Source organism: Corynebacterium sp. LK28 (genome assembly GCF_014335105.1).
Classification (GTDB): domain Bacteria; phylum Actinomycetota; class Actinomycetes; order Mycobacteriales; family Mycobacteriaceae; genus Corynebacterium; species Corynebacterium macclintockiae.
On the sequence record NZ_PDGZ01000009.1, the window covers coordinates 149,408 to 164,839 of the forward strand.

The following is a 15,432-nucleotide window of genomic DNA, read 5'->3' on the forward strand; positions in this document are numbered from 1 at the left end:
CCGCTCAGGCAGTTTGCCCCGCAGTGTGGCTAATCACTTTGGCCAATTCATCGGGACAGCTCCACATCGGCCAGTGCCCGGTGGGAAGATCAATGACGTAGATATTGTCGAGTCGGGCCACTTCAGCGAACATCGCGTGTCCCTCCTCGGCCAACTCCAGCACTTGCTCACTTGGTATCGAGCAGCACACCATCGTGGTCGGCACGCTGAAGCGGCCATCGTTGGTTAGTTCGACAGCTGCACGCATGACAGGTCCCGGTTCGGCGACGGCCTTCTCGCGGAAGCGCTGGAGGTGCTCTGGACTGAGGCCTTCAAGACTGGCCTGTTGGCCGAGCTCTTCGAAAGAGGGCAGGGGTATCTCCGAAACTGATTCGGGGAGATCCGGGGCGAAGATGCTACCGGGCAACACTGGACCGGAGTCGACCCACACGACCCGCTGGATCAGTTCCGGGTGTCGATCGATGACGACACTGACCGGAGCATTAGCACCACTGTGTGCGACGAGAATTACATTGCCTCCCTGTGCGTCGACTACTGATTGGATCGCCGCGACTTGCTCATCGAGAGTCCTGGTTGCGCGCTGTGGGTCTTGATCGTCGAGGCCGGGAAGAGTGATGGGGATAGCGTGCATGCCGTTGGATGTCAGTTGTTCAGCGACTTCGTCCCATGCCCATGCCCCGAGCCAATGGCCCGCGATCAGAATTATCACGGGAGGGGTCTTTTCCTGCTGTTTTGATGTCATGGTGCCATCATTTCAGTGCTGTTGGACAGCTGTGTGTCACTATTTATGTCATGAATTTTGAATGGGCAATTTCATGAAGCGTTCCGAGCGTCTTCACGCTCTCACGGATGTTTTGCGGCGTAGCGGCTCCCGAGGGGCCAGCGCTGAGCGACTAGCGAGCGAGTTTGAGGTGTCGGTCCGCACCATCAAGCGTGACCTAGCTGCGTTGGAAAGTGCCGGACTGCCCATCTGGTCGCGCCCTGGTCCGGGCGGTGGATATGGTCTGGTCCCGGGTGCATCGCTTCCCCCGGTGCGGCTGTCCCCGACGGAGGCAATGGCCTTGTTGGCTGCGAGCGTGTCGACTGATGCGCCGTATGCCGACCTGGCAACAGCGGCGGCAGAGAAAATCGTCGACGTTCTTGATCCTCGTACGAGACAGCAAGCTGAGCGACTAGCTGAGCGTGTATGGGTTAATCCCTCTGCCACTTCGTTGAGGACTACACGCTCTGCATTGGAACAAGCGATGACAGACCAAAAGGTGGCTCGGATCCAGTACGTCACCAATGAGGGGGTTGAAAGCTGCCGCGATGTTGAACCGGTGCTGTTCGCCTTTACCGACGGGCGTTGGTATCTGGTCGCATGGTGCCGATTGCGATCAGCGATCCGTTGGTTCGCGCTGTCACGGGTGAAGAAGGCTGTTGTGACCAGTGAACGTTGTTCCGGTCACGACATCAACGAGGTCGGAATACCGCCTGTCCATGCGCGAAGCGTCAACCCTCAACACTGGTAAAACAGTCGATCAACGGTCCTGGACCATACGGCTACAGCGGCAGCTTGCGCAGGATCGGGAGCGGCAGGTGCTTCAGGATCAGCATGATCGGGCGGAACAGGGGGTGTACCCAGATCAGGGACTTGCGGTTATCCACGGCCTTGGCGATGGCCTTGGCCACGTCTTCCTTGTCCACTGTCAGCGGGGCATCGTCCAGGTCCTTGGTCATGTTGGTGCGCACCTGGCCCGGGCGGACGGTCAGCACGCGCACGCCGGTGCCACGCAGGGCCTCGTTCAACATGCGGTAGAAACCATCCAGGCCGGCCTTGGTGGAGCCGTAGACGAAGTTGGAGCGGCGAACCATCTCACCTGCAACGGTGGAGAACGCCACGATTTGGCCGTGGCCTTGCTTCTTCATGTAGTCCGCCAGCAGTACGCCGACGGAGACAGCACCGGTGAAGTTCACCTGTGCGGCCTGCACGGCCAGCTTCTGGTTGGTCCACTGCTTCTCGTTATCGCCCAGGATTCCGAACGCAACGATGGCCAGATCCACGTCGCCGTGGCTGAAGATTTCCTCGAAAACCTGCGGGTGGGAATCGAAGTCCACTGCGTCGAAGGTGACGGGTACGACCTCGCTGGCACCGGCGGCGTTCATGCGTGCGGTGGCGTCATCCAAAGACTCGCCAGCACGGGCGGCCAGGATCACACGTGCGGGGCCGCGGGAGAGGAACTCCTCGACGACGGCGAGGCCCATGTCGGACGCGCCGCCGAGCAGCAGGATGGACTGGGGTTTGCCAACGGCATCAATCATTGTGACTCTCTTTCGGGGTTAAAGCGCTGTGCAGTTAAAGCTCTGTGCAGTTAGAGCTCTAGGCGGCGGGACATGTCGGAGGCGAAAACCCCCGTCGGGTCGATGCGCTTGCGGGTGGCCAGCCAGCCGGGCAGGCCGGGGTACATCTTGTGGAAGTTCTCGGCGGAGGTGCGGGACTCCTTGGCCAGGTACAGGCGGCCGCCGAACTCCATCACGCGGCGGTCCAGGTCATCCAGGAAGGCACCCAGGCCCGGCTTGATCGGGAAGTCCACGCAGACGTTCCAGCCCGGCATCGGGTAGCTCAGCGGAGCCTTGTTGCCCTCGCCGAACAACTTGAACACGTTCAGCGCGGAGTAGTGGCCGGAAGCCTGGATGTCGCGGATGATCTCCTTGAACGGCTCCACGGCCTCCGTCGGCACGACGAACTGGTACTGCAGGAAGCCCTTGGAACCGTAGCCGCGGTTCCACTCGCCGATCAGGTCCAGCGGCTGGTAGAACTGCGTGAGGTTCTGCACCTGGTTGCGGTACTCGCCGGACTTCAGCCACCACAGCTCGCCGATGGCCACCATGGACAGCTTGTTCATGGTGAAGCTCGGGAAGATATCCGGCACGGTCATCAGCTGCGGGGCGTTGAACTTCAGCGGATCCTTCGCCAGCTTCGGCGCGTATTCCTTCAGCTGGTCCAGGGTGGCCAGGGAACCGCGGGAGATCGCCGCGCGGCCCAGCTTCGGCTCCGGGCTGATCGCGTCGAACCAGGCGGAGGAGTAGGTGAAGTTGTGCTCCGAACCGTCGGAGTGGAAGGCGATGGTCTCGTCCAGGGAGTGCGTCATGTCGCCATCGGCGATGAAGTACGCGGTCTCCGTCTTCGTCATCTCAATGGTCGCGCGCAGGATAATGCCGGTCAGGCCCATGCCGCCGACGGTGGCCCAGAACAGCTCGCCGTCCGGGTCGTCCTCGGAGCCCTCCGGGGTCAGGTGCAGCACGCGACCGTCGGCCACCAGCAGCTCCATGGAGCGGACGTGGTTGCCGAAGGAACCCGCGGAGTGGTGGTTCTTGCCGTGGATATCCGGGCCGATAGCGCCGCCAATGGTCACCTGGCGCGTACCGGGCAGCACCGGCACCCACAGGCCGTGCGGCAGGGCGGCCTTCATCAGCTGGTCCAACGTCACGCCCGCGTCCACGTCCACGATGGCGGTATCGGGGTCGATGCTGTGGATCGTGTTCAGCTGCTGCATGTCGATAACGAGCCCGCCGGCGTTCATGGCCGGGTCGCCGTAACTGCGGCCCATGCCGCGGGCGATTACGCCACGCTGCAGGTGGCTGGGCTTATCCGCGTTATCGTCGGCCACGCGCGCAACGGCGGCGGCAATCTGGTCGACATCCTGCGTAGACAGAACTTCGGCGGTCGTGGGGGCGGTGCGGCCCCACCCGGTGAGGGTACGAGTGCTGGTGTGCAATTCCATGTTCTCTACCCTAGCGCCCGGGTGGGACAACTCCGGGGTGCGGCGCCGCGTGGGGCTCAAGTTGCCAGCGTTTTCGCAGTTGCGGTGTGGGTGGCGTCACTAAAAAAGGGCAAACGGAGGGCTAGTAGAGCTCCATGATCTGGCGGATTTCCTCCGGCAACTCCTCGGGTTCGGTGATGGTCGGGCCGTCGTAGTCGCGCAGGATGTCGCGCACGCGCTGGCGGCTAGTGCTGTCGAGGATGGGGAGTTCCTGGGCCATGAGGCGGGTCATGTACTCGTTGAGCGGCAGGTTCGTGCGGGTGGAAGCCTCGTAACTGCTTTCTTTACCGACGCCACCAATTCGCACCGGCGCACTCCTGTGTTCCTGTTCGGCGGGGGAGGGCTTGGTGCGCTTGAAGAGTTTCGCGGCGGCGGGGAACCTATCAAAAACAGCCATGGGGATGATCATAGTTGGTGGTAACCTCCGAAAGCGATGAGCACAACTGCACCTGAGAGCACCGCCGCTGGCGCCGTCGCGAACTCCACCGAGGCTGGCGAGTCCGCATCCGTCCGCTACGACCCGATCATGGTCGTTGCCGCCGCTGGCTCTGCTGCTGGCTCTGCTGCTGGCCCCGCGGACGACCCCACCTTCGCCATCTGGCAGGTGGAAACCGACCCTGACGTGCAGCTCGGCGACTTCTCCGGAGCCTGGCTGATCGACGGCGCGGGCATCCACGGCTTCGCCGCCAACGCCGACTGGATTGAGGGTACCGACGACCGGGCGGCCATGCTCGCGGCCCTGTTGCGCTATCCGGTGCTGTTCGTGGGGGACGCGGCGGCGGCCGAGCTGTTGCCGCGGGAGGTCGCGCTGATTGATGTGGCCGCCACGGAGGCTGGTCTTGAGGACGCCCTCGCCTCCGCAAAGCAGCACTTCAGCTCGGAGTTCCCGGATAAGAAGCAGCCAGCGTGGGGGAGCTTCCGCCCGCTGGCGGAGTTCCGCGAGGCCGAGGCGGGGATTGCGGGCGCTGGCGCTTCCGCGGGCGACGGTGCCGACGATGCGGCCGCGGACGGCGAGGGTGCTGACGGTGCGGGCGCGGGCGACGCAGACTACGCAGAGCGCGCGGCCGTGGCGAGCGCACTGAAAGAAGCTGCCGCCCTCCGAGGCTGGATCTCCCAGTACAATGCGTTCGACAAGCTCCGGGTTCGCAGAATTGGTGCCGTGAACAGCGAGTTTTCGAATGCCCGACCGCTGCCGGTGGTGCTCACCAAGCGAGGTTAGCCGGGCGCGGTTACGCTTAAACCCATGAAACCCACACCCCTCATCAGAGCCGTCGGCGGGTATGAATCCGCTGGCGGTTCTGGTGCTGCGCGGGCGGAGGGCAGCAGAGCCGGTTGGACACAGGAAACCCTGGGGGTCATGTCCACACGGGGGATGGGGATGAACAGGGAATTCAGGGCACAAACCACAGCATTCACCGTGGCAGTGGAGCACCACTACCCCAGCGTGGGGAGGTACTCGCGCCTGCTCAGCGTCTCCGGCGCCATGAGCGTGGCCGATTTCGCCGACGCAATCCTCACGAGTTTCCGCTGGCCAGAGGCCGTCAACCGGGTGCCCGAGGCGCACCCCACGCGCTACGTCGCGCGGGAAGATCGGGGCGCGCTGGAAGATCAGGCCGCCGACAACGGCGAGCCTGCCGCCGCCGGCTTTGCTGGCGCTGGCACACCCGGCGCCCCAACCTGGAGCTTCCGCGCCCGCACCGCCGGCCGCGTTCGCGTCTACGCCAAGGGAGCCAACTCCATCGGCACTGCTCTCAGCGATATCTTCCGCCGCGGAACCATCGGCGTGCTGAAGGTCGAAGGCTACGACTTCAGCATCACCGTCACCGACACCACCACCCGCCACGAGGAGCTCGACCCCGCCTACGACTCCCCCTTCGCCGTCTCGGCCGACACGCCTTTCGGATCCTCCAACTCCCTCTTCGGCTCCACCGCTGACACGCCCGGCGATACCAACGCCGAAGCAGTCCTCCTGGCCGCCGACTTCCTCAGCGATGCTGATGGTGATGCGGCGGAGGCGGGTGGCGTCGATAAAAATCAGGAAGACGAGCTCGCCGCGCACCTGCACCCTGCCGGAATTCCGGCGATGGTCGACATCACCGAGGTGAATGTGGCGCTGGCCGGCGAGGATACCGTCGAGCAGGTCCTCGCCGAGGTTGACCCTGAGCTGCGCGAACTGCTGCGCGACGGGGCCATGTACGAGTTCATCCCGCTGCTGCAGGCGCTGGATCTGGAGCGGCCAGCCAACGTCTCCGAGCACGCCGCCGAGCTGCTGGCCGACGCGCCGATCGAGAAAAGCAAAATCGGGCGCGCCGCCGCGTGGGCGCGGATCATCGCCCTGTCGACCCTGGTTGATGCGGAAACCGACGAGGTCAGCGAAGCCTTCATGTCGGCACTCGGTTACACGCGCGCGGACGCGAAGCTGCCGCCGACCGAAACTGCTCTTGGTACGGACGCCCTCAGCGCCAGCGAAATCAAATGGCTGTCGCGGCGGACCGGGCGCATCTTGGCGCAGGTGGGGGCTTGCAAATGGGAGCGTCAGCCCGATGACCAGGCGGTTCCGTTGGTTCCGCAGTGCTCGGTGCTGGAGCGGCTGGAGATGTACCGCTTCATCCTGCAGCTGTAGCCTGGCTGGGCTCGCCCGCTGACCCGGCTGGGCCTGCGCCTCTGCCCGCCGACTTGGCTGGGCCTGCCCGCTGACCTGCCCTAGTTGCCCGCTGAACTGACCGAGGCTGCCCGCTGACCCGGCTGAGCCTGCCCGCTGACCTGCCCTAGATGCCCCTCCCGGCGGGTCGCAATGTCGTTAGAACGGGAATCTGTCGGCCAAAACAGGCCCAACAGGGCGCCCGGCGGGTTGCAATGTCGTTAGAACGGGAATCTGTCGGCCAAAACAGGCCCAACAGGGCGCCCGGCGGGTCGCAATGTCGTTAGAACGGGAATCTGTCCGCCCGATCAGGCCCAACAGGGCGCCCGGCGGGCTGAAATGTCGTTAGAACGGGAATCTGTCGGCGCCCGCAGCTCCTTGCAAAATTCCGCAACTCTCTGACCTGCGCTTTTGCAGATTTGCAAAGCATTGCCATTAACGGATTCCCGTTCTAACGACATTTGGGCCTCGGCGGAGCCCCTGGAGGACCTCAAATAGCGCAGGATTCCCGTTCTAGCGACATCCGCACCTCGGCGGAGCTGCTTAGGGTCTTAACTGTCGGAAAAGTTGCAGTCCCAGTTGTTAAATGTCGGAAAAGTTGCAAAACGTTCCTGAGTGTAGTTTGAGGAAGACTGGGAAAACGCTCTGACCTGCAGGTTTACAAAGTTGGAAATGGAGGTCAATAACAAAATGCAACATTTCCGACATTTAAGCATCTGGGAGTGGCTGAGCTTGCCTCACGTTGCCTCATATTGCCTCACATCAAGACATGAAAGGGGCTGGAGTGATTGGAGAGCTCGGAGTGACTGGAGAGGCGAAGCCGGCGAGGCAGGGGCAGAGATAGAGGCGAAGCCGGCGGGGCAGAGGCAGAGGCGAAGCCAGAGCCGGCGGGGCAGAGGCAGAGGCGAAGCCCAGCTAGCGCTTGAAAATCAGGAACTTCTGGATCAGGAAGTTCAGCACCGTCGCCGTGCCCTGCGCAATCACAAAACTGATCGCACGCACCCAGAACGCATTCAGGTCGAAGCCTTCCAGCCACGGGATCGACACCTTGTATAGTCCCCACTGCACCGCAAAGGTTAGGCCGTAGGTCGCCATGGTTATTGCAAATCGACGCCCACTCGGCTCCGCCTGGAAAGTCCACCGACGGTTGATGAAATACGCCGTCAGGGTTCCCAGCACGAATCCCAGTGCCTTCGCCACGCCATCGCTCAAGCCAAACGCGAAGGTGAACAGCGCCGTCGAGCCGAAGTCGACGATGGCGCTGAAGCCTCCGACCAGCACAAACTTCACCAGCTGTGACTGGAGCATCTGCCCGGCCCGGCTGGTACCGCCGGCCTGTTGCGGCGAGGGGGCGTCATTAGAAGAAGGGCTAGTCATCCGCACCGCCACTTCGCGGCTCGACTACGCGCACCACCCGGTTCGGCTCGCGAGGGGCAGAGCGGAACGTCCACAGCTTGTTGAACAGGAAGTTCGCCGGCACCGCCAGGATCACGCCGATGAAGTTGCCCCAGTACGCGCGCGTGCGCAGCCCCGTCGAGTTATCGAAAATGTCGTGCGGCAGCGCGATCGGCGACTCCGGATTCACCAACGCCGTCGAGACCACCAGCGTGATCAGCAGCCCGAACACTCCCACGGCCATGAACTGCGGCAGCTGCTTCCACCAGGCGCGTTTCGGCTCGTGGCGGAAAGTCCAGTAGCGGTTCAGGCAGAAGTTCCAAATGTTAGCCAGTAGGAACGCGATCACAGAAAACACGTGGTACCAGCGCAAATGGTATTGGCTGCCGAGGAGGTTCAGGAACGCATCCTGCACATGAATATCCCAGCCAGACTCCGCGAGCTTCTTCGACAGCACGAAAATCGCCTGGTTTACCACGAATCCCGACGCGCCGACCAGTCCGAATTGGATGAACTGCCGCGCGACGTGGCGGTGACGGCGGGCTCGGGAAGGAGCGGCGCCTTCGGCGTTCTTCTTATTGACGCCTACGTCGTCAGCGGGCCCGGTGGGCTCAGCGCTAGGGGTCGTTTGGGTTTCGGACACGGTCACTTCGGCTAACTTTATCCTCGGCTAGGTGGTGCAAGGCGGTGCCGGGGGGTTTGCTTTGGTTTGCTGGATTTTGCAATGCCATTTTGCATTGGCATTGTGCAATGACATTGTGCATTGGCACCGCGACAGTCTCTTTAGACTACGCCCGTGGCCGGGATAAAAGGAAAATGGAAGTCGGTGTGTGCGCTTAAAAAGTTGCTTAGAACTTCGGCCGGCGGGCGGCGGGCGGCGGGCGCACTCGTGCTCCGGGGTGCGCCGCCCGCTACCGTCCCGGTCGGCGGAACTGCTCGCGCCGGCCGAGTGCGTGCAGTCGCAGCCACTCGGCGAACCCTTTCGGGTCCTTCTTCTGCACTAGGAAGAACCAGCCGAAGCGGGCGTACTCCTGCGGCAGTAGTTTGCGCATGCCCGGCTGGCTCATGATGTACCCGCGGTTGCGGTACGTGAAGTAGCGCTTGAATTCGTTGTCCGGGTACTGCGTGTGCATCTTCCCGCCGAGGATCGGCTTGAACTCGTCCGATCCGTCGGGGTGCAGGTAAGCGCAGGTCAGGCACGTTCCAAAGGGAAGGCCGCTGCGGACTAGGCGGCGGTGGTATTCCACTTCGTCGCCACGGATGAACAGTCGATAGTCGGGAACGCCAATTATCTCCATCGCCCGCGCACTGATCAGCGCGCCGTTAAACAGGCTGGCGATCCCCGGAAGGAAAGAACCTTCCAGCTCGGATAGCGTCCGCCGCCACACCAACCCCTGGCGCAGAGGAAAGGCCAGCCGCTCCGGATCTTCGATGTTGCACACGACCGGGCTGATTTCCTCCAGCCCCTCGCGCTCGGCAGCTTCCTGCAGGGTGGCCAGCACGTGCTCGTCGGCTGGCCGCCCGTCGTCGTCGGCGCACCAGATCGCGTCGGCACCCAGGGACAGCGCCGTCAGGAATCCCAGCGCAAAACCCCCGGCTCCACCCAGGTTCGTCGCGGATCCCACGTAGTGCGCCCGCGACCCGCACACCGCTTCCACCAGCTCGCGCACCGCCGGGTCGTTGCCGTTATCCACGACCACCACGTGTGCGACCTCCGCGCCCTCCTGGTTTGCAACCTGGCGCAGCGAGGCCTCCAGCAATTCCACGCGGTTATGCGTGACGATCACTGCGGCGACGGTGTCTTTCCTGCTCAGCGGCATGTTTTAGGCCTGTTCTTTCTCTGCGACTAGCTCCTGCACTTCCCGGCGGCGCACCTTGCCCAGCTGGTCGGCGGGCAGCTCCTGGAAAGCATGGAAAACCTTCGGCACCTTGTATGCGGTCAGTCGTTTCTTGGCGAAGTCGCGGAAGTCGTCGGCGTCAATAACAGCGCCATTCGCCAGAACCACAGCGGCGGCGACGGTCTCGGAACCATCCTTGCGCTGCACGCCCACGACGGAAGCCTGCTCGATGGAGGGGTGCTCACACAGGACTTCCTCGACCTCGGCGGGGTAGACGTTGAAGCCGCCGGTGATGATCATTTCCTTGATGCGGGAGACGATCTTCAGGTATCCGTCGGACTCCATGACGGCCATGTCGCCGGTGCGGAACCAGTCCTCGTAGAAGGCGTCGGCGGTGGCGTCCGGGCGGTTGAGGTAGCCCTTGAACACCTGCGGGCCGCGGACGACTAGCTCGCCGGCCTCGCCGTCGGGCATGGTTTCGGCGGGGTTGTCGGGGTTAGCTACGCGGATTTCGGTGGAGGGGAAAGGCACGCCGATGTAGCCCTCGCGGCCCTTGCCCATGGGGTTACCTGCGATGATCGGCGCGGTTTCGGTCAGGCCGTAGCCTTCGACGATGTTGCCGCCGGTGGAGCTTTCCCACTCGCGGACGGTCTCTGCGGGCAGTGCGCTGGCACCGCTAAAGGAGTTGCGGATGCCGGATAGCGACATGCCGCGCTGCTCGGCTTCCTTCATGATGTTCTGGTACAGCGCGGGCACGCCCGGCATCCAGGAGGGCATGTTCTTCTTCATCACACGCATGACCAGCGGCATTTCGGGCGCGGGCAGCAGCTGGATTTCGCCGCCGATCATCGGGGCGAGCGTGATGTTCATGGTCAGACCGTAGGCGTGGAAGATCGGCAGCGCGGCCAGCATGACCTCCGGCTTCGGCCCCTTGCCCAGGCCCTTCACCCAGGCCTGGCCCTGCCGCAGGTTCGCTACGAGGTTGCGGTGAGTCAGCACGGCGCCCTTCGGCTTGCCGGTGGTGCCGGAGGTATAGAGGATCAGCGCGGGGTCGGTGGGGTCGGTCTTCTTATTATTGACGCCCCCACGCAGCCACTTCTCGCCATTTCCGCCCGTGCGCATGAAGCTCTTCCAGGAGACGGCGGAGGGCGCCGGGCCGGTGAGCTTGTCCTTCATAGCCTTGATCTTCGGGATCGGCAGCTTCAGGGCGTAGCGCAGCGGGGCGGGCATTTCGTCGGGGAGGGTGACGGCGATGACTGTATCCAGGGGGCTATCCAGGCGGAGCTGTTCAGCGACGTCGCCGACTTTGTCCCAGAAGAAGGCGACCTTTGCCCCGTGGTCGTTGAAGGGGTGGTGCAGCTCGGTGGCGGTGTACAGCGGGTTGTGGAGGATCGGAACCGCGCCGACGTTCTGGATTGCGAAGAAGGCGATGAGGGCCTGGGGGCAGTTCGGCAGCGCGATGGCGACGTGGTCTCCGCGCTGCACGCCGAGCTTCTCCAGGGCTGAGGAGGCGATGGCGACCTGGCGGCCGTACTGCTCGTAGGTGGTGGCTTTGCCGAAGAAGGTGAAGGCGTTGCGTTCGCCGATCGTGTCCACCGCGTGCCAGAAGACCTCCGGGATGGTGAAGCCCGCGGGGTTTTCCGCCGGGTCGTCGAGGTCGATAGTGCGCTGCGTCCACGGGGTGTAGTGCTGCAGCCATGCCTTGGAGTTGAAGGCCTCGGATGCGGTTGCGCCGTCGCTGGAGTTGGTGCCGGCGGGGGTGCTGGCCGGAGTGGCTTCCTCGCTGCCGGCGGGGGTGCCTGCGCCGTTGTCGCCTGCTGGGTTGGTCAACTGTTTCACCTGGTTCTGCGTGTGTTCTGGGGGGAGTATTTGCTCTGCGTGGCTGCGTTAATTGCACTGTGCCGTCAGTGTCTAATTGCACTGTGCCGTCAGTCACGCTTGCACGTCCGTGACCGAGTCTAACGCTTCGCGTGCCCCAACTGGCGCGGTTCATTAATTCTCTTTTTATCTCTAGTTCGCGCCTAGCTCGCGCCGGGCTCGGCAGACGGCCCGCGGGGCTGACGGTTCGCGAAGCTGGAGGTGAAGTCGGTGGAGGCGAGGGGGCGTCAATAAGAAAGGACAGAAATGGCTACGACCAGGCGAGCGCGCCGCCACTCCAGAGCGTGCACGGCGGGCGGGTTGGGCGTGCCGCGAGGGCGTGGAAATGTTCGCTGACCTGCTCGATTGCGTGGCCGGAGTGGTACGTTTCCGCCGTGATGCGCAGCAGCGTGACGCCGCGGGCTTGGATGTCGTTCTCGCGCTGGCGTTCCTGCAGCAGGGCGCGCTCGATGGCCGGCGCGGTGGAGCCGTACTTCTCGCGGCCGTCGTATTCGATGGCGAGGCCGACGTCGAAGAACATGTCGACGCGCCCGATGGTCCAGCCGGCCTCATTGAGTATGTTGACCTGCTGAAACGGTGCGGGCAGGCCGTGTTCCCAGAAGCGGATCTTCAGCTGCGACTCGCGCGGGCTTTCGGAGTAGCGGGTGATGAGGCGCGCCGCCGTGCGAGCCCGCTGCGCGCCGTGGCGGATTGGCTGTTCACTCTGCCACGCGCGCCAGTTGCACCACTCATGCCACGTGATTTTCTTTGTGTGTAGCGCGGCCTCCGTGGCGATGACTGCGTCGTCCAGTGAATGCCGAAGCCCCAGGTCATGGCACGTATCCAGCAGTCCGCTGGTCCAGATTTCGCCGAACTCTGTGGGAATCAGCACGGCGCGCTGGCCTTGCCCCGGCGTAGCGAGGTGGCGTTCTGACCTGCCGTTTCTTCCCATCAGGCTTCTTTTTGGTGACGCCAACTCCACCGTCTCCGGCGGCCCGAACTTCTCTAGGGGCAGGCCGTGGAGGAAGGCCGCGGATTTGCCCGCCACGACGGCAGAGATTCTATGCGAATAGCGCAGGTACTCCGCCACGATGAAGGCCTGTGCTTGGATTTCTGCCGCGTTTGGTTGTTGACTGATCTCGCGCCAGAGGCCCGTGGGTATGTAGACCCCGCGGGTGAGGCGGACGGCCTCGCCTTTCTCGACCCAGCGTTGCCACTTCCGGGCTTGGGAGGGGTCAATTCGGCGCACGTCGACCAGGTGTTTTAAGGGCTGGTGATGCTTGGCTGGCGTGTAGGCGCTGGACTTGGTGGCTGTTGGCTTGGTGGCTGTCGGCTTTGTGGCTGTTGGCTTGGTGGCTGTTGGCTTGGTGGCTGTTGGCTTGGTGGATTTGCTGGCGCTTGCTTTGGTGTTGTCCCCCGTCATGGGATGTATCTTTACACTTTTCACGTGAGTAGTGTGCTCCAGTTCCGGTGGGCTGTGGATAGTTTGCGCCCGTCATCGGATTTATCCACAGGCACAAGAATTTTTGATGCAGAGATCCCCGCGATGGTGTATGGAAGCTGGGACACTGCGCGGCTGCCTGGCTGGAAATGTCGTTAGATCGGGAATGGGGGCCGATGGAGGGGCTCCGGGGGTTGTCTTTGGGTGGAAATGTCGTTAGATCGGGAATGGGTTAATGGGATTGGTTTGCAAGTTTGCAAAACTGCAGGTCAGGGCGTTGTGGATTTTTGCGGAGCTCTGCGGGCGCCGACGTATTCCCGTTCTAGCGACATTCTGGCTCGGTGGCCGCCCTGTACAGCCTGATTTAGCTGGTGCTTTCCCGTTCTAGCGACATTCCGGCTCGCCGAGCGCCCCGCACCGCCTGCTCCGGCCGACGTTTTCTCGATCTAGCGACATTCCGGCCCACCAAGCGCCCCCACAACCCCCTGCGCGCCGAAGCTCCCAGGCCAGACGAATGTTTCAACCGCCGCCTCCTAGGGGGCGTCAATAAAAATCCGCAACTACCGCGCCGCCAACTTCTGATTAACCAGCGTATTCAGCGAAACACCCTCCGATTGAGCCTCGATCGCCAGCATCCGATGCAACGACGGCGAGGTCCGCACGTTGAACTTCCCCGAGAATCGCCGCAATCCCAACGGCTCCGGCACGGTTTCCCCAGCCTGCGTCATGTCCTCAACAACTTCGGTCACCAGGTCCAGCAACCCAGCTTCGGCCTGCGCGCGGTCGCAGGCCAGCCACGACAGCGACGGAAACTCGGTCACGGTTGCGACGAACTCCTGATCTTCGTCTGACCAGGCGGTTTGGTAGGTGTACTTGTGCACGTCCATGGTTATTGTTCGCCTTTCCTGTGGCTAGTTTCTAGCTTGTCGACGGCCCGCAGGACTTGTCGGACCTGGTAGGGCTTCGCTTTTCCGCTGGAGTTCTGGATGTTCACGCGCGGGTCGCCGCGCCAGGGTGTTTTGTATGTTCGGTGGGAGGTTTTGGTGGTTTTCCGGCTTTCAAAATAATGGTCGCAGACCTTCGTGAGCTCGGTAAACCGGATGCTCGTGGGCGCTCTGCGCATTTTCTCGAGGATCTCGGGGACGCTGTTGCCCATACACTAATAGTACCACAGGCGGTACTATCTGTTCCTATTTTTTGACGCCCCAGCCTCTCCCTAGCTCCACTTATGTCGCTGGGGAGTGCGGAGGGCTGGGTTGCCTGGGGGTTTCCCGGAGGCTGCGGCCTGCTGGAAATGTCGTTAGATCGGGAATGGGTTAATGGGATTGGTTTGCAAGTTTGCAAAACTGCAGGTCAGGGCGTTGTGGATTTTTGCGGAGCTCTGCGGGCGCCGACGTATTCCCGTTCTAACGACATTCCGGCCCGCCGAGCGCCCTGCGCAGCCTGATTTAGCTGGTGCTTTCCCATTCTAGCGACATTCTGGCCCGCCGAGCGCCCTGCACAGCCTGATTTAGCTGGTGCTTTCTCGTTCTAGCGACATTCCGGCCCGCCAAGAGCCCCGCGAATCTCAGCAAACCCCAGCACCCCCACCAAACCTCAGCAGGCGCCCAACCCAACCAGCACTAACCCCGGCCCAGGTCCTTCAGCACCTGGCGGACGTGCTCACCAGCCTCAGGCCCCTCATACGCCTCAACCACATCATCCACGCGCCCGACCTGCCGAACCTCCCCGTGGTCGATCCACAGCGCACTGTCACACAGCTGCGCCAGGAATTCGTTGCTGTGCGAGGCGAAAACCAGGATGCCGCTGCGCTCAACCATCTCCACCAGCCGCCCGCGCGCCTTCGCCATAAACGCAGCATCCACGGCGCCGATGCCTTCGTCCAGCAGCAGAATTTCCGGGTCGATGCTGGTCACAACCCCCAAAGCCAGCCGAATCCGCATACCCGTCGAGTACGTGCGCAGCGGCATTTCCAGGTAGTCGCCCAGCTCGCTGAACTCCGCAATGTCGTCCATCTTCCGCCGCATTGCCTTCCGCGTCTGCCCCAGGAACAGTCCGCGGATCATGATGTTTTCGTACCCGGAGATCTCCGGATCCATGCCCACACCCAGGTCGAACACGGGTGCCACGCGCCCGCGCACGATCGCGGACCCGCGCGTCGGCTCGTAAATCCCACTGAGCAGGCGCAGCAGAGTGGACTTGCCGGCGCCGTTGTGCCCGACCAGGCCGATCCGGTCGCCGTCTTGTAGATGCAGATTGACGCCCTTAAGCGCCTCCACCATCACCGTATTCGACGAGTTCCTGCCGATCGCGCCGCCGGCAGCCCCCAGGAATGTCTGCTTCATGGAGCGGGTCTTCGCATCGAAGATGGGGAAGTCTACGCACGCGTCGTAAGTGTCAATCGAAACCATGTCATCTCACTTTGTTGTTTCAGTTGTCGCGGCTGGCGGGCCCCAA

General features: G+C 63.0%; 15 protein-coding genes. 3 read left to right on the forward strand and 12 right to left on the reverse strand.

The window, feature by feature from the left end:
- Positions 1 to 4: 4 nt before the first annotated feature.
- Positions 5 to 742, reverse strand: a complete 738-nt coding sequence (locus CRD15_RS04080) for an alpha/beta fold hydrolase (protein WP_043015121.1) — start codon at positions 740 to 742, stop codon at positions 5 to 7.
- Positions 743 to 815: 73 nt separating this feature from the next.
- Here CRD15_RS04080 and CRD15_RS04085 point away from each other — a divergent pair, with 73 nt between their 5' ends.
- A complete protein-coding gene (locus CRD15_RS04085; RefSeq protein WP_034966811.1) occupies positions 816 to 1,511 on the forward strand; it encodes a YafY family protein in 696 nt (231 codons plus the stop codon).
- A gap of 31 nt (positions 1,512 to 1,542) precedes the next feature.
- On the opposite strand, the gene CRD15_RS04090 is transcribed toward CRD15_RS04085, so the two are convergent.
- From CRD15_RS04090 to CRD15_RS04100, 3 genes are all read right to left on the reverse strand, one after another.
- Positions 1,543 to 2,301: a decaprenylphospho-beta-D-erythro-pentofuranosid-2-ulose 2-reductase gene (locus tag CRD15_RS04090; protein ID WP_034966665.1), complete on the reverse strand. Its 759-nt coding sequence runs from the start codon at positions 2,299 to 2,301 to the stop codon at positions 1,543 to 1,545.
- Positions 2,302 to 2,351: 50 nt separating this feature from the next.
- A complete protein-coding gene (locus CRD15_RS04095; RefSeq protein WP_187401970.1) occupies positions 2,352 to 3,764 on the reverse strand; it encodes an FAD-binding oxidoreductase in 1,413 nt (470 codons plus the stop codon).
- 121 nt (positions 3,765 to 3,885) lie between these two features.
- Complete coding sequence (locus tag CRD15_RS04100; RefSeq protein ID WP_370546771.1) at positions 3,886 to 4,200, reverse strand: hypothetical protein; 315 nt, start codon at positions 4,198 to 4,200, stop codon at positions 3,886 to 3,888.
- Positions 4,201 to 4,236: 36 nt separating this feature from the next.
- On the opposite strand from CRD15_RS04100, the gene CRD15_RS04105 reads away from it, so the two are divergent.
- The gene (locus CRD15_RS04105) at positions 4,237 to 5,022 is read left to right on the forward strand and encodes a hypothetical protein (protein ID WP_187401971.1); all 786 of its coding nucleotides are present in this window, start codon (positions 4,237 to 4,239) and stop codon (positions 5,020 to 5,022) included.
- Positions 5,023 to 5,046: 24 nt separating this feature from the next.
- Positions 5,047 to 6,426 carry a hypothetical protein gene (locus tag CRD15_RS04110; RefSeq protein WP_187401972.1) on the forward strand — a complete coding sequence of 460 codons (1,380 nt, stop codon included), beginning with the start codon at positions 5,047 to 5,049 and terminating at the stop codon, positions 6,424 to 6,426.
- 933 nt (positions 6,427 to 7,359) lie between these two features.
- Here CRD15_RS04110 and CRD15_RS04115 read toward each other — a convergent pair.
- The 8 genes from CRD15_RS04115 to CRD15_RS04150 all read right to left on the reverse strand — a co-directional run bounded on the left by CRD15_RS04115 (position 7,360) and on the right by CRD15_RS04150 (position 15,386).
- Positions 7,360 to 7,821, reverse strand: coding sequence for a GtrA family protein (locus CRD15_RS04115; RefSeq protein WP_304505227.1), 462 nt, complete (start codon positions 7,819 to 7,821; stop codon positions 7,360 to 7,362).
- Positions 7,814 to 8,503 carry a GtrA family protein gene (locus CRD15_RS04120; RefSeq protein WP_034966676.1) on the reverse strand — a complete coding sequence of 230 codons (690 nt, stop codon included), beginning with the start codon at positions 8,501 to 8,503 and terminating at the stop codon, positions 7,814 to 7,816. The genes CRD15_RS04115 and CRD15_RS04120 overlap by 8 nt, the downstream gene beginning before the upstream one ends.
- 247 nt (positions 8,504 to 8,750) lie before the next feature.
- Positions 8,751 to 9,659: a glycosyltransferase gene (locus CRD15_RS04125; RefSeq protein WP_187401973.1), complete on the reverse strand. Its 909-nt coding sequence runs from the start codon at positions 9,657 to 9,659 to the stop codon at positions 8,751 to 8,753.
- A gap of 3 nt (positions 9,660 to 9,662) precedes the next feature.
- Positions 9,663 to 11,516, reverse strand: a complete 1,854-nt coding sequence (locus CRD15_RS04130) for a long-chain-fatty-acid--CoA ligase (protein WP_187401974.1) — start codon at positions 11,514 to 11,516, stop codon at positions 9,663 to 9,665.
- A 289-nt stretch (positions 11,517 to 11,805) separates the two neighbouring features.
- Entirely contained in the window at positions 11,806 to 12,957 is a 1,152-nt protein-coding gene (locus tag CRD15_RS04135; RefSeq protein ID WP_187401975.1) for a hypothetical protein, read from the reverse strand.
- A gap of 578 nt (positions 12,958 to 13,535) precedes the next feature.
- The gene (locus tag CRD15_RS04140) at positions 13,536 to 13,862 is read right to left on the reverse strand and encodes a type II toxin-antitoxin system HicB family antitoxin (protein ID WP_187401976.1); all 327 of its coding nucleotides are present in this window, start codon (positions 13,860 to 13,862) and stop codon (positions 13,536 to 13,538) included.
- Between the two features lie 2 nt (positions 13,863 to 13,864).
- Positions 13,865 to 14,131, reverse strand: a complete 267-nt coding sequence (locus tag CRD15_RS04145; protein WP_034992418.1) for a toxin HicA — start codon at positions 14,129 to 14,131, stop codon at positions 13,865 to 13,867.
- Positions 14,132 to 14,597: 466 nt separating this feature from the next.
- The gene (locus CRD15_RS04150) at positions 14,598 to 15,386 is read right to left on the reverse strand and encodes an ABC transporter ATP-binding protein (protein WP_187401977.1); all 789 of its coding nucleotides are present in this window, start codon (positions 15,384 to 15,386) and stop codon (positions 14,598 to 14,600) included.
- Positions 15,387 to 15,432: the final 46 nt, after the last annotated feature.

What these genes read in the sequence shown, in the direction of transcription:
- CRD15_RS04150 (WP_187401977.1), bottom strand. Translation starts at nt 15,386, where the DNA reads ATGGTTTCGATTGACACTTACGACGCGTGCGTAGACTTCCCCATCTTC.
- CRD15_RS04125 (WP_187401973.1), bottom strand. Translation starts at nt 9,659, where the DNA reads ATGCCGCTGAGCAGGAAAGACACCGTCGCCGCAGTGATCGTCACGCAT.
- CRD15_RS04140 (WP_187401976.1), bottom strand. Translation starts at nt 13,862, where the DNA reads ATGGACGTGCACAAGTACACCTACCAAACCGCCTGGTCAGACGAAGAT.
- CRD15_RS04115 (WP_304505227.1), bottom strand. Translation starts at nt 7,821, where the DNA reads ATGACTAGCCCTTCTTCTAATGACGCCCCCTCGCCGCAACAGGCCGGC.
- CRD15_RS04110 (WP_187401972.1), top strand. Translation starts at nt 5,047, where the DNA reads ATGAAACCCACACCCCTCATCAGAGCCGTCGGCGGGTATGAATCCGCT.
- CRD15_RS04080 (WP_043015121.1), bottom strand. Translation starts at nt 742, where the DNA reads ATGACATCAAAACAGCAGGAAAAGACCCCTCCCGTGATAATTCTGATC.
- CRD15_RS04135 (WP_187401975.1), bottom strand. Translation starts at nt 12,957, where the DNA reads ATGACGGGGGACAACACCAAAGCAAGCGCCAGCAAATCCACCAAGCCA.
- CRD15_RS04085 (WP_034966811.1), top strand. Translation starts at nt 816, where the DNA reads ATGAAGCGTTCCGAGCGTCTTCACGCTCTCACGGATGTTTTGCGGCGT.
- CRD15_RS04100 (WP_370546771.1), bottom strand. Translation starts at nt 4,200, where the DNA reads ATGGCTGTTTTTGATAGGTTCCCCGCCGCCGCGAAACTCTTCAAGCGC.
- CRD15_RS04090 (WP_034966665.1), bottom strand. Translation starts at nt 2,301, where the DNA reads ATGATTGATGCCGTTGGCAAACCCCAGTCCATCCTGCTGCTCGGCGGC.
- CRD15_RS04105 (WP_187401971.1), top strand. Translation starts at nt 4,237, where the DNA reads ATGAGCACAACTGCACCTGAGAGCACCGCCGCTGGCGCCGTCGCGAAC.
- CRD15_RS04095 (WP_187401970.1), bottom strand. Translation starts at nt 3,764, where the DNA reads ATGGAATTGCACACCAGCACTCGTACCCTCACCGGGTGGGGCCGCACC.
- CRD15_RS04145 (WP_034992418.1), bottom strand. Translation starts at nt 14,131, where the DNA reads ATGGGCAACAGCGTCCCCGAGATCCTCGAGAAAATGCGCAGAGCGCCC.